Annotated in this window: 14 protein-coding genes; all 14 read right to left on the bottom strand. The window is 46.2% G+C overall.

Annotated elements, in window-relative coordinates; translation table 11 throughout:
- Window positions 1-174: 174 nt before the first annotated feature.
- The 14 genes from paaX to glnA all read right to left on the bottom strand — a co-directional run bounded on the left by paaX (window position 175) and on the right by glnA (window position 13,467).
- Window positions 175-1,050, bottom strand: a complete 876-nt coding sequence (gene paaX / locus DYI25_RS03920) for a phenylacetic acid degradation operon negative regulatory protein PaaX (RefSeq protein ID WP_213367128.1) — start codon at window positions 1,048-1,050, stop codon at window positions 175-177.
- A gap of 131 nt (window positions 1,051-1,181) precedes the next feature.
- Window positions 1,182-1,958, bottom strand: a complete 777-nt coding sequence (locus tag DYI25_RS03915) for an enoyl-CoA hydratase-related protein (RefSeq protein ID WP_213367126.1) — start codon at window positions 1,956-1,958, stop codon at window positions 1,182-1,184.
- Complete coding sequence (gene pcaF / locus DYI25_RS03910) at window positions 1,959-3,167, bottom strand: 3-oxoadipyl-CoA thiolase (RefSeq protein WP_213367124.1); 1,209 nt, start codon at window positions 3,165-3,167, stop codon at window positions 1,959-1,961.
- A 12-nt stretch (window positions 3,168-3,179) separates the two neighbouring features.
- The gene (locus tag DYI25_RS03905; RefSeq protein WP_249745233.1) at window positions 3,180-4,043 is read right to left on the bottom strand and encodes a 3-hydroxyacyl-CoA dehydrogenase; all 864 of its coding nucleotides are present in this window, start codon (window positions 4,041-4,043) and stop codon (window positions 3,180-3,182) included.
- Between the two features lie 149 nt (window positions 4,044-4,192).
- Window positions 4,193-5,710 carry an aldehyde dehydrogenase family protein gene (locus DYI25_RS03900; protein WP_213367122.1) on the bottom strand — a complete coding sequence of 506 codons (1,518 nt, stop codon included), beginning with the start codon at window positions 5,708-5,710 and terminating at the stop codon, window positions 4,193-4,195.
- A gap of 36 nt (window positions 5,711-5,746) precedes the next feature.
- Entirely contained in the window at window positions 5,747-6,520 is a 774-nt protein-coding gene (locus tag DYI25_RS03895; RefSeq protein WP_213367120.1) for an enoyl-CoA hydratase-related protein, read from the bottom strand.
- 14 nt (window positions 6,521-6,534) lie between these two features.
- Window positions 6,535-7,314 carry an enoyl-CoA hydratase-related protein gene (locus DYI25_RS03890; RefSeq protein WP_213367117.1) on the bottom strand — a complete coding sequence of 260 codons (780 nt, stop codon included), beginning with the start codon at window positions 7,312-7,314 and terminating at the stop codon, window positions 6,535-6,537.
- Window positions 7,307-7,615 (bottom strand): EthD family reductase, encoded by a 309-nt coding sequence (locus DYI25_RS03885; protein ID WP_041966625.1) that lies wholly within the window; start codon window positions 7,613-7,615, stop codon window positions 7,307-7,309. The genes DYI25_RS03890 and DYI25_RS03885 overlap by 8 nt, the downstream gene beginning before the upstream one ends.
- A 101-nt stretch (window positions 7,616-7,716) precedes the next feature.
- Window positions 7,717-8,199, bottom strand: a complete 483-nt coding sequence (gene paaD, locus DYI25_RS03880; RefSeq protein WP_213367115.1) for a 1,2-phenylacetyl-CoA epoxidase subunit PaaD — start codon at window positions 8,197-8,199, stop codon at window positions 7,717-7,719.
- A 6-nt stretch (window positions 8,200-8,205) separates the two neighbouring features.
- On the bottom strand, window positions 8,206-9,024 hold the full coding sequence (gene paaC, locus DYI25_RS03875) for a 1,2-phenylacetyl-CoA epoxidase subunit PaaC (protein WP_213369391.1): 819 nt from the start codon (window positions 9,022-9,024) through the stop codon (window positions 8,206-8,208).
- Window positions 9,021-9,368 (bottom strand): 1,2-phenylacetyl-CoA epoxidase subunit PaaB, encoded by a 348-nt coding sequence (gene paaB / locus DYI25_RS03870; RefSeq protein ID WP_213367113.1) that lies wholly within the window; start codon window positions 9,366-9,368, stop codon window positions 9,021-9,023. The genes paaC and paaB overlap by 4 nt, the downstream gene beginning before the upstream one ends.
- Before the next feature lie 57 nt (window positions 9,369-9,425).
- A complete protein-coding gene (gene paaA / locus DYI25_RS03865; protein WP_213367111.1) occupies window positions 9,426-10,385 on the bottom strand; it encodes a 1,2-phenylacetyl-CoA epoxidase subunit PaaA in 960 nt (319 codons plus the stop codon).
- 20 nt (window positions 10,386-10,405) lie between these two features.
- Window positions 10,406-11,731 carry a phenylacetate--CoA ligase family protein gene (locus DYI25_RS03860; protein ID WP_213367109.1) on the bottom strand — a complete coding sequence of 442 codons (1,326 nt, stop codon included), beginning with the start codon at window positions 11,729-11,731 and terminating at the stop codon, window positions 10,406-10,408.
- 395 nt (window positions 11,732-12,126) lie between these two features.
- Window positions 12,127-13,467, bottom strand: a complete 1,341-nt coding sequence (gene glnA, locus DYI25_RS03855; RefSeq protein WP_213367107.1) for a type I glutamate--ammonia ligase — start codon at window positions 13,465-13,467, stop codon at window positions 12,127-12,129.
- Between the last annotated feature and the right edge of the window lie 3 nt (window positions 13,468-13,470).

Raw genomic sequence — 13,470 nt, 5'->3', positions numbered from 1 at the left:
GTAATGGAAGATATTACGATGTTCGTCGCACAAATCGAAGCGGGCTTTCGGACAGCTTTTCCCCTTTTCCCTCCAAACCTGTCCGAACACGGCCACTTTCAATGGTTTCCCCCTCCTGCTCCTCCGATAATTATAGAAGAAAGCCATCCAAGGCTGGTCAAGGATGGCTTGCGACTATTCTAATATATACGGGTGGTCCATTACGTTATAGTCCACGTCTTTATGCTTGATTTCGTTTCCTTCTTTGAAGACGGACTCAAAGAAGCGGGATGCTGGTTCTGCGAGTTCTTTATAGTATTCGCTGAATAATGCGGCGGCGTGGCTTCCCAGCCATTTTTCAGGTAAAAGTTCTTCAGGCAGTCCTGGGTCAAAGAAGAGGAACTTCCTGTATTCATGCACCAGCTTTGTACGTTCCACGAAGCATTCGGCATCAGTCATGCTTCCCTTTTGGATTTTGTTTTTATCGATGATGTATTTCTGGCTGTACTCACTGATGAATTCCTGGTATTTCGCATTGATGTCCTGCAGGTCCCAGCTTTTTTCAACGAGGCGCTGATTTTCATGCGGGCCTTTGTATTCGGCAACAAAGAAATCGACATATTGTTCGATTTCATATTTTTCGATCAGGTCCCTTACCTGTCTCTCGAGATTATTGGCCGAAATCCAGAAGCTGTTCGACATCGATCCGAAGCCGCTCCAGATCAGTTCCTTCCGAAGCTCGTCTCGGACATTGCGGATTTCCTCAGGAATCGTATACATCAGGATTCTCCACTTGCCGTCCCAGTCTTCAGGCTTCAATTTAAAAATACGCTTGCCTGCCTCATCAATCCTCTTTTGACCTCGAGGCGTCAGCGAATAATAGCTCTTATTCCCGATTTTTTCAGCCTGGACCCAGCCCTGCTTATTCATGCGTGAAATCGCCGCTCTCACTGACTGGTCATTGTGGCCAAATTCATTCAGCAGCCGGATCAGGCTGCCAATCCAAATCTTGCTTCCATAATGGGAGATATAATCACCGTATAAGGTAAAAATCATTGATCTTGTATTCAAGCTTCTGTCATCCTCATCCGTTTTTGTTGTACGTAATAAAACCGTTATAGAATATATTACAGTATTATCATTATTTTGCAAAAACTTTTTCTTAAAATGTGAAAAAACCATAGGGATTTCTCCCTATGGATTTATTGGGCTGTAAAAACTGGCTTGCGTTTTTCACTGAATGCATTCAATGCTTCCAGGCGATCCTTTGTAGGAATAGTAACCTCATAAGCTTTAGATTCAATTGCCAGCCCTGTTTGCAGGTCTGTGCTGCTGCCATGCTGGATTGCATACTTAGCCTGCCTAACAGCAATTGGAGCATTCTGCAGAATTTCTTTTGCAAGCTCCTTGCTGGCATTGATGACATTCTCCTTCGATTCAACGCCAGTGAGAATTCCCAGCTCATAAGCCTTTTCAGCAGAGATTTTTCTTGCTGTAAGAATTAATTCCTTCGCTTTCATATCCCCAACCAACCTTGATAGACGCTGAGTTCCGCCTGCACCTGGAATGATGCCCCAGCTCACCTCTGTCATCCCCATTAAGGCGCTATCAGCAGCAATTTTAAAGTCACAGGCAAGCATAAGTTCAAACCCGCCGCCAAAAGCAAAGCCGTTCACGGCAGCAATCGTCGGCTGAGGCAATTCGGCAATTGCACTGAAAACATCCCGGATTTTCTTGACGTTACGGCGCACATCGGCGTCACTAAGATGCTTTCTTTCTTTCAAGTCCGCACCTGCGCTGAAGGCTTTTTCCCCTGCTCCGGTAAAAATGACCACTCTTACGTCTGTATCTGTATGCAGCCTGTCTACTAAATCGCCTAACTCCTGAAGTGTTTCATAATTGAAACAGTTCAGCGACTCCTGACGGTCAATCGTCACATATGCGATATGCTGCTCTTTCTGGAATTTAATGTTGTTCATTTATCTCTCTCCTATATTCTCGATAATCGTGGCAATTCCCTGGCCGACACCTACACACATGGTCGCAAGTCCATACTTGGAATTCCGCTTTTTCATTTCATATAAAAGGGTTGTCAAAATCCTCGCGCCGCTTGCCCCTAGCGGATGTCCAAATGCAATTGCTCCGCCATTGACATTCACCTTTGCCTGATCAAGTCCCAGCTCCTGGATGCAACCTAGTGATTGGGCTGCGAACGCCTCGTTCAATTCAATCAAGTCCATATCCTCAACAGAGAGATTTGAACGCTTCAGAGCCTTCTGAACTGCGTAAACAGGCCCCATGCCCATGATGGACGGTTCCAGTCCTGCTGTCGCTGACACAATATATTTCGCCAGCGGCTTTAGTCCAAGCTCCTCCGCCTTTTCACGGCTCATCAGCAGCAGTGCGGATGCACCATCATTCACTCCCGAAGCATTGCCTGCTGTAACAGTTCCATCCGTGAATAAAGGCTTCAGTTTTGCCAGCTTTTCGACTGTAGTACCTGGCCGTGGATGTTCGTCTCGATCAATTACTGTCTTATTACCCTTTTTATCTTCATAAATGACTGGAACGATTTCATTTTCAAAACGCCCGGCTTCCACTGCTTTTTGTGAGCGAAGCTGGCTTTCCGCAGCAAATTCATCCTGGGCTTCCCTGGTGATGGCAAACTTTTTCGCCACGTTCTCGGCCGTCTCAGGCATGCTGTCTGTTCCGTACATTTCCTTCAGCTTGCTGTTCACAAAACGCCAGCCAATGGTTGTATCGAACATTTCCATATTGCCGCGCGGGAATTCCGCGTTAGGCTTTGCCATCACGAATGGCGCCCTTGTCATGCTTTCAGTGCCACCTGCGATAAAGATATCGCCTTCACCCGCTAAAATTGCCCTTGCCGCATAATTGACGGCATCGAGGCCAGATCCGCATAGACGGTTGATTGTTGTACCAGCCACCTCGACCGGCAGTCCAGCCAAAAGTCCAGACATCCTTGCGACATTCCGATTGTCTTCGCCAGCCTGGTTCGCATTTCCTAGAACTACCTCTTCAATTTCAGATGGCGGCAAACCTGGATTGCGCTCAACCAATGCCTTGATGACAACCGCGCCTAAATCATCCGGTCGGATATGGCGGAGGCTGCCATTGTATCTCCCAATCGGGGTCCTGACTGCATCGACAATTACAACTTCTTTCATTGCCATCCTCCTTTATTTTGTGGTAAGTGACTCTCGATAATCATACACACCGCGTCCGGTCTTCCTGCCGAGGCGGCCTGCTTTTACATATTGTTCAAGCAATGGAGCAGGGCGATATTTTTCCCCCAGCTTTTCATGCAAATATTTCAAATTATTCAGCCTGGTATCCAGTCCAACAAGGTCTCCCAACTCGAATGGGCCCATCGGATAATTCAGTCCAAGCTTGATCGCTTTATCGATTTCTTCCGCAGTCCCTACGCCTTCCTGCAGCATGTAAAATGCCTCATTACCGACAAGCGCGCTGATCCGGCTTGTCACAAAACCAGGGAATTCGTTAACGATGACGGTTTCCTTGCCCATTTGGATTGCGGCCTTCCGGATTTCTTCAGCTGTTTCATCGCTTGTTTCCAGACCGCGAATGATTTCAACGAGCGGCATCTTATGGACAGGGTTGAAGAAGTGCATGGCGATGACCTGCTCAGGTCGCTTTGTAAAAGAGGCAATTTCAGTAGGGCTCATTGTCGATGTATTGGACGCAAACAGGCAATGTTCAGGTGCATGCTGGTCAATTACTTCAAAAATCGTTTTCTTGATATCTATTTTTTCAGGAACTGCTTCGATGACCAGATCAGCATCCTTCACATTATCAGCGAGGAAATTCGAATAATTGAGTCTCGATTTCGCCAATTCTGCGTCTTCTAACATGATTTTGCCTCTGGCAATCCCTTTTTCAAAAATGCTGTTGATTTCCTGTTCGGCGTTAAGAAGTTGTTTTTCATCAACATCAATCAGTACCGTATCAAAACCGCCCAGGCTGCTAACATAGGCAATCCCTCTGCCCATGACGCCTGAACCGATTACAACGAGTTTCTTCATTATAAGTTCCTCCCTTTCATTAGAAATGCGCAAGCGCCTTGCTCAGCCCCGACAAGCGCTGGAGCTGGACAATTCTAAGTTAATTTTCACTTTTTCACCTTACAAAACTGAAAGGCGAGCACCCGAATCGAGGAGTGCTCGCCTCTTTTTTATACGTTAAACGGGTTAAGCGGGCGGCTGCCGTAATAAGAGACGATACTCTTAGTTTCTGTATATAAATCTAGTGTTTCGATGCAGAGTTCACGTCCAAAACCGGATTGCTTATAACCCCCGAATGGTGTGCCAGGGAATGCTGAGAATGGGCAGTTGATCATGACGATTCCTGCCTGGATTTGCTTGGAAACTCTGGTCGCACGGCCGTAATCTTTCGTCCAGATGGCAGACCCAAGTCCATATTCACTGTCATTGGCAAGCTTGACAGCTTCCTTTTCATCCTTGAACTTCATGACCACGACGACCGGGCCGAAGATTTCTTCTTTTACAGCTTTCATGCTGTGATTAGTTTCAGCGATGATTGTAGGCTCATACCAGTAGCCATTCTCATAGCCTTCCAGATTAGCAGCCTTTCCGCCTGTTAAAACTTCTGCTCCATCTTCAACAGCGGATTTTACATAGCCGTCGATTACATTCATCTGATCCTGGCTGATGACAGCACCTACATGTGTTTCTTTATCAAATGGGTTGCCTAGCTTCAGTTGCTTTGTTTTTGCCACGAACTTCTCGATGAATTCATCGTAAACATCCTCATGGACATACAATCGAGAACGGGCTTCACATGATTGGCCAGTATTATAGAAGATACCGAACAATGAGCCATCTACCGCAGCATCAATATCTGCATCGTTGAAAACAATGCTTGGTGACTTTCCGCCCAGCTCAAGTGTTACACGCTTTAGTGTCTGAGAAGCTCTCGCCATGATATCCTTGCCGATCGGAGTTGAGCCTGTGAAAGCAACTTTGTCTACTTTTTCATGTTCAACAAGATAGTTGCCGACTACCGAACCAGAACCAGGGATGACGTTTACTACTCCTTCTGGTACGCCTGCTTCAATACAAATCTCACCAAGTACAATAGCAGTCAATGGTGTCAATGAAGCTGGTTTTACAATAACGGAGCAGCCGACTGCAATCGCCGGTGCGATCTTCCATGCTGCCATCATCATCGGATAATTCCACGGAATGATTTGGGCACATACTCCTACTGGCTCTTTCTCCGTAATATTCTGGAATGCGCCAGGCATGCTGTTCACAGCACCGCGGTGGCTGACAATCGCTCCTGCGTAAAATTCAAAGTCCTCGATTGCCTGCATCACCTGTCCCTGTGCTGCAGCCAAAGATTTACCTGTATCAAGAATCTCCAATTCTACTAGCTCATTGAAACGAGAGCGCATGATTGAAGCGATCTTATTCAGGGTACGGGACCGCTTGTTCACCGGGAAGTGACGCCACTTCCCAAAATCAAAAGCATTTCTTGCCGCTTGTATTGCAAGTTCTGCGTCTTCCTTTGAAGCTTTCGCAACTGTTGCAACTTCTTCGCCTGTTGCCGGGTTAAATACTTTATAAGTTTCGCCATTAGCGCTGTCCTGGCGACCTCCATTGATGATCAGCTGATATGTCTCGCGTTTTACTGCCATTGATTCGAATTTTTGTTCTTTAACTGTTGTCACGCGTAACATCTCCTTTTAGTAGATTGATTCTTTTGCCTATTGCCCCTTGAAAACCGGTTTCCTTTTATCCATGAAAGCCTGAACGCCTTCCTTATGGTCGGCAGTCTGCCCGGCAATTCGCTGGCTCTGGGCATCTCTCTCCAGATAGTCTTCGAAATTTGAATGCCAGCTGGCTTTCAGGTTCCGCTTGATTAGTCCGATTGCCTTCGTTGGCATAGTGGCAAGTCTTTCTGCAAATGCAGCGACATTTTCGTTCCAGTTATCCAATGAGTAGACTTCCGTAATTAGACCAAGTTCCTTTGCCTTTTCTGCAGGTATTTTCTCCCCAAACACAGCAAGCTCCATCGCTTTCGCGTGGCCAATAATTCGTGGAAGATAATACAGATTCCCGGCATCAGGCACAAGACCGACATGGATGAAAGCTTCTACAAAACTCGCTTTCTCTGATGCGATCCGGAAATCACAGGCAAGCGCAAGGCTCATACCAGCTCCTGCCGCCACTCCATTCACAGCGGCAATCACTGGCTTTTCACAACGGTCAAGTTCAAGCAGCATTGGATTATAGCGTTTGCGAAGGACCTCCCCATGGTCCATTTCCTCTGAAACTCCTGCCAAATCCTCTCCCGAACAAAAGGCCCGCCCTGCGCCGGTGATGACCAAGGCTCTTACCTCTTTGTCGCGGGAAGCAGACTTAATCGCACTCTGGATTTCCTTATTCAATTGCTCGGTGAAGGCATTCAATTTATCAGGACGGTTCAGGGTAATGTAGGCTACCTGATTCCGCACTTCATATAAAACGGTTTCAAACACAGCTATGTACCCCCTTATTTCCCTTTAAATTCTGGCTTCCGTTTCTCCTTGAAAGCCCTCATGCCTTCCTTCTGGTCTTCTGTCGCAAAAAGCATATAGAAATTCTTGCGCTCATATTGCATTCCTTCATATAAAGGATAATCAACCGCTTTCAAAACTGATTCCTTGATGAGCCTTACTGCTACCGGAGCCTGGCTCGCGATTGTGTCTGCGAATTTGAGCGTTTCCTCCATTAGTACTTCCTCGGCAAAAGTAGAATTGATGATCCCGTAGTGAAGGGCTTCTTTTGCAGAGATGCGCTTGCCGCTGAGGATCCATTCCATCGCCTTCGTTTTGCCGACGAGCTTTGTCAGCCTCTGCGTACCGCCTGCTCCCGGCATGACGCCAAGATTGACTTCTGGGAACCCGAATTCCGCATTTTCGGCAGCGAACAGCATATCGCAGCATAGCGCCAGTTCAAATGCACCGCCCAAGGCAAATCCATGCACCGCCCCGATAACCGGCTTCTTGATCCAGGCAAGTCGGTCCCAATCAGTGAACTGGTTCAACGTTTCCATTGAGATCGCGTCCGCGTCCATCATTTCATCGATATCCGCGCCTGCAGCAAACGCCCGGCCCTTGCCTGCGAGGACAATCACTTTAATGTCAGCGTCCTGGTCATATGCTTCCATAGCGGATAGCACCTCAGAAACCATTTGTCTGTTCAGGGCATTCAGGACCTTCGGGCGATTTAGCTCGATTAATCCAATTTGACCTTTTACAGTTGTTTCAATCATTTCATAGTTTTTATTCATTCACTTCTTCACCGATCATCATCGTGACCAGATCACCTGCAAAGCTCATAACATCCTTCCCAGAAGCTTTACCTTCAGCAGATTTCATCCCAGCTTTTAATGCTTCATGATCGTCATAGTACATTTCGCACATTAAATAATATTTGCCTTCTCCACCCATTGGGCTCCCGACGATGCGTGTCACTTCCATTTTGCGAAGTCCTGGAATTTTCGCTGTAAGTGGAGCATGCGTTTCAAAATAGTGCTTGTCAAATGCCTCTTTGTCCTGTGGATGCTTGTAAATTGCGATTAGTTTTACCATTAAAAATCTCTCCCTTAGTAGATAGATTTGTTGCCAAATAGAATATATGCTTTGTATCGTGAAGCTATTAATCAATTGATATGTCTAAGAAAAATAATTAGTCACATCAAGGTTGATACCGGTTTCATTGCCTCGAATGGATTTTTGCAGGCCTTGCAGTATAGAATGCTTCGGCACGCAGTGGGTCCAAAAAGGTTCTCCATCGTCGTATACGTGGAGCCGCAGTATGGGCAATCCGCCTGCCACTCGCCAGTTTCAGCAATATGCCTTGGCGGTGGGGCGATCCCGAATTCCTTCAGCTTTTCCCTGCCCAATTCAGTTACCCGATCTGACGTCCATGGCGGATGGAAGATGAATTTCACATCGACTTTTTCAACTTCGTCAATGGATGATACTGCCTTGACAACATTGTTTTTGATGATATCCAGCGCTGGGCAGCCCATGAAGGTCGGCAATAGCTTGATCAAGACTCCATCCGGATGGATTTCGAGTTCATCAAGCATGCCGAGTTCAATAATCGATACACTGTCGATCTCAGGGTCTTTAACAGTTTGCAGGGCTTCGATGATTTTATCTCTCAGCATCAAGCATCACCAGCTCGCTGCCGGATCGAAGTTATAGACCTCGCCTAATGTATCAAGGGCAGTCTGCAAATCAGATGTATGTTCGCCATTTCGTCCATTTCCGCTCTTCATGCCAAATTTTTCTGGCAGCTCAAGGCTCAGGGATGCAAATACCGGGGACATCATTTGTACCCATCTTGTTCGCAAAGCTTCCTCTGAATCTATCAAATTATGATTTGTGAATTCATTTCCCTTATCCCCAAAAGTAAACAATCCTCCGAGTTCAACGTAAGCATTTTCAATCGCAGCTTCCATTCTCGTCCTTGCTTCTCCGCCAGCACTCACAAGCTGTGAGAACCAGGTTTTCCAGTGAAGCAGATGGTAGTAAAGTTCCATATTCACTTTAACAGCCGCCTCGGCCAATGGCTGGTATGATGAATTCTTCAGTGATTCAATCTTTACTTTCTTAGCCTGGGCGTAAAAATAGTTTCTCACTACGGCAAAAGCCCAATCATAATGCGGCTCCGTCAAATACGTTCCCGGGCCGTTCACCTTCTCCAGTAAGATCGCATTCTTCCGCTCTCCTGCCGGCCTGGCATGTGCAAGCTCATCAGAATCACCGGCGCCCAGGTCGTGAAGGAGCTGGTAGTACATCGCGGCATGGCCCATCGTATCCTGGCTGATCGACGAGAACGCAACATCCTCTTCAATATGAGGTGCGAGCCCAAGCCACTCTGATCCGCGATATGCGAGAATGAAATCATCATCTGCAAGCTGGAACAGGAGCTCAGTGACGGCAGTGCGATATGCTTCATTTTTCAAAGCGTCCTCAAGTCCATATCTCATCTCTCCTGCTTCCCTCCCCAAGATAAAATCTCTTTTTCATCGAGCATTTCCTGCTCATAATGGCGCCATTTCTTCTTCAAATAGCCGTAACCCTTCGTGTTGCGATAATCCTTGTTGTCCAGTCTTTGCAAAGTCTGGCGCTCTTCCAAAGACATCTTTCTGACATCGTCGCGCTTGACGACCCATATATCGGCAACCGGTTCCCGGCGCATGAAGTTTTCCTGAGCCATTATAAGTGCAAGCTCATGGTTCGGAGCCAGCAATGAAAACTGGTACTGCATCGGTGAAGTATCTGTCCGTTTGCTGAATACCTCAAATTCCTGGTAAAATCCATTCCCAGACATGACTTTCTCTCCTTTCCTTTAAAGTATCAGGGCGAGATGACCTGCCACTTGTATCTTTTATTTTTTTACGCTCAATGCGTCAATGACCCACTTGTTGTTGGTGTAGGAAATCTCTCTCAATCTCAGGCGCTCACGGGATTTGGGTCCATTGTTCTTGATGATTTGCTTAAATTTGCTCCAGTCAGGCTGCTTGTATTGCCACATGCCAGTTTCCTTGTCAAAATGCATTGTTTCATCCGGCAGCTTCAAGCCAAGCGATAAAACCCTAGGGATATATTTCGTGAAAAAGTCCTGGCGCAGCTCCTCATTTGTTTTTGTCCTGATATTGTATTTAATCGTCGTGTCCTGCTTGGAGGCTCCTGTTGTCGAGGCATCCCCCGGTCCAAAGAACATCAACAGCGCCTCCCACCAGCGGTCAAGCGAGTCCTGGATCATCGCTTTTTGCTCTTCCGTTCCCTCTGCAAGCGCCATGATAATGGCCTCACCGTGCTGGGCGTGGAAAACTTCCTCAGCACAGATGCGTTTCAATGCTCTTGCGTATGGTCCATATGAGGCATCAAGCATATTCGTCTGTGTGATAATGGCAGCTCCGTCAACGAGCCAGCCAATCAATCCAGCGTCCCCCCATGTTTTCGCCTCCATATGGAAGACGTTGTGGAATTTCAGATCACCAGATAGAAGATCCTGAATGATATTCTCTCTTGATTTCCCAAGAGGCTTCATCAAATCCTCTGCTACCCTTAACAGCAACTGCCCGTGCCCCATTTCATCCTGGACCTTTGCCATGATACCTAGCTTCCTTCTCAGCGAAGGGGCTTTTGGAACCCACTCCTTTTCTGGCAGGGCGCCCATTATTTCACTGATGCCGTGCATCGAAATCAGCTTGATCAGTGTCACCCGATAGTCCTCCGGCATCCAGTCATCTGCCTCAATCTTCTCACCAGCTTCAATCCGCTTCATGAAGTGCTCGTATTTAGCTTCTTCAGTCAGTTGATCGAAGGACAATGTATTTTCCATGCTGCCTTACCTCCTTATGTTTAGGATCCAATTGGTTCCTTAGTTTTATCGATAATCCGTACTGCTTTCCCTTCGGAGCGCGGAATAGTCTTCGGTCGGTGTACACGCACCTCCATCGAAATCAGGCATTGGCTCTTTAGCAATGATTGAATTCCTTTTTCAAGCTGGTATACAGAATCAGAAATCGGATCCTCACCGATCATCGTAAAGTATTCCTCTTTCATCTCAACATGCAGCTCAAGTACCTTTAACGTTCGTTTCTGTAAAATTTGAATTTGATAATGTGGTGCAAGCTCAGGAACTGCCAACAGGCAGTGTTCAATCTGTGACGGAAAAACGTTGACTCCGTTGATGATCAGCATGTCATCGATCCTGCCCTTGACGCGCGACATTCTCACTGTTGTCCGCCCACAGCTACATTTCTCCCTCGTCAATGAAGCAATATCCCCTGTCCTGTAGCGAATGACCGGAAATGCTTCCTTCGTAAGGCTAGTGAAGACGAGCTCCCCTTCTTCCCCATCAGGAACCGGCTTCATTGTTTCCGGATCGATTACTTCGACATAGAAATGGTCTTCGGCAACATGCAGTCCCGCTTGTGCTTCGTGACATTCATTAGCAACTCCCGGTCCGATTACTTCGCTCAGGCCGTAAATATCGCATGCTTTGATATTGAATTTCTCCTCTAGCGTCTTCCTCATTTCTTCAGACCATGGTTCTGCACCGAAAATCCCGTATTTCAATGAGGTTTGACGAGGGTCCTTACCCATTTCCTCCATCGTTTCAGCGATATTCAAAATGTAAGAAGGAGTGCCGCAAATGACTTCAGGCTTAAAATCTTCGATCAACATAATTTGCCTCTGGGTATTACCGCCAGATACCGGAACAGTTACCATCCCAAGCTTTTCACTTCCATAATGGAGCCCCAGTCCGCCGGTAAAAAGTCCGTAACCATAAGCATTATGGAGGAACTTGCCCGGTTCTCCTCCAGCTAGGGCGATCGCTCTTGCAACAATCTCTCCCCACATCTCGATATCATTTTGCGTGTAGCCTACGACTGTCGGTTTGCCGCTTGTTCCAGATGAAGCATGGACCCTGACCAGATCACTTTGAGGAACTGCGAATAATCCAAATGGATAATTGTCACGAAGATCCTGCTTCTCTGTAAAAGGAAGCGCTTCCAAGTCAGCCAGACTAATGAGCATTTCAGGAGAAAAATTGGTTTTCTCGAATTTCTCACGGTATAACGGCACCCTCTGAGCGACTTTTTCAACAACGACCTTAAGCCTTTGAAGCTGGAGTTCTTCAATGTACTCGCGGCTCTTTGTTTCAATTTCATGTAAAATCAAGATTTCGCCCCCCACAATACATAAAATTTTAGTTATATAACGTTAAATTACCGTAACACAATATTTGTGTTATATATTTTAAAACAAAGATACCGTGTATATAGGAAAAAGTCAATTATTTTTCTGAAAATTTTAATTTTTATTGATGAAATTTTGCCAGAGGATGGGAAAAGTAGTGATTAACGTGGATTTCGTAGTGATGATGGTCAAGATCGAAGTGATTAACATAAAAGTGTAGTGATGATCGACCATTTAAGAATGATAATGTAATCGTTCGTAGTGATAAAAGGATGAAACAGGCTGAATTAACTTTAATCCAGTGATTTCTTCCTGGCTTTCACTCTTCACCCATAAAAAAGACCCCTTGATAGGATCAAGAGGCCATTTCTTTTCAATTAATACATGCTCATATACTGTTCGCGTTCCCATGGATGAACTTGAGTGCGGAACATATCCCATTCGATTTCTTTTGCTTCGATGAAGTGTTCAAGGATGTGATCGCCTAGTGCCGCGCTGATTACTTCGCTCTTTTTCAGCTGGTCCAGAGCTGCTGCCAATGTTGGTGGCAGATCATCGATTCCTTCTTCAACACGCTCTTCCTTGTTCATCACGTAGATGTTGCGGTCTACTGATGCAGGAGGAGTCAATTTATTCTTGATTCCGTCAAGACCTGCTGCAAGCAATACTGCCATTGCAAGGTATGGGTTCGCTGCAGGGTCTACGCTGCGGACTTCAACACGCGTGCTCATGCCACGTGATGCAGGGATACGGATCAATGGTGAACGGTTCTTTGCAGACCAAGCAACGTAGCAAGGTGCTTCATAGCCAGGTACTAGACGCTTATAAGAGTTTACAGTTGGGTTTGTTACAGCTGTAAATCCAGATGCGTGCTTAAGCGTTCCAGCGATGAACTGGTATGCAGTTTCGCTTAGCTCAAGTTTCTTATCGGATGGATCATAGAATGAGTTCTCACCGTTGCGGAACAATGACATGTTGCAGTGCATTCCTGAGCCGTTAACACCGAACAGAGGCTTCGGCATGAATGTAGCGTGCAAGCCGTGCTTACGTGCAATAGTTTTTACAACAAGCTTGAAAGTCTGGATTTGGTCACAAGCTGTCAAAGCATCAGCATATTTGAAGTCGATTTCGTGCTGTCCAGGAGCAACCTCGTGGTGGGATGCTTCGATTTCGAAGCCCATTTCCTCAAGTTCAAGCACGATATCGCGTCGGCAGTTTTCACCAAGGTCTGTTGGCGCAAGGTCGAAATAACCACCGTTGTCATTCAATTCAAGTGTTGGCTCCCCGTTCACATCCAGCTTGAACAGGAAGAATTCCGGTTCTGGTCCAAGGTTGAAGTTGGTGAAGCCTAGCTCTTCCATTTCCTTTAGGACACGCTTCAGGTTACCACGCGGGTCACCAGCAAATGGTGTGCCATCAGCATTATTAATATCACAGATCAAACGTGCAACCTTTCCTTTTTCAGCTGTCCAAGGGAAGATTACCCATGTGTCCAAATCAGGGATCAGGTACATATCAGATTCTTCGATACGAACGAAGCCTTCAATTGAAGATCCGTCGAACATCATTTTATTATCAAGCGCTTTTTCAAGCTGGCTGATTGGAATTTCAACGTTCTTGATTGTTCCTAAAATGTCAGTGAACTGCAGACGAATGAATTTTACATTTTCTTCTTTTGATAAGCGGATAATGTCTTCTTTAGTGAACTTTTTTGCCATCCT

The organism is Mesobacillus boroniphilus (assembly GCF_018424685.1).
In the GTDB taxonomy this organism is placed as follows: domain Bacteria; phylum Bacillota; class Bacilli; order Bacillales; family Cytobacillaceae; genus Mesobacillus; species Mesobacillus boroniphilus_A.
This window is presented reverse-complemented; position numbering and strand designations above follow the sequence as displayed.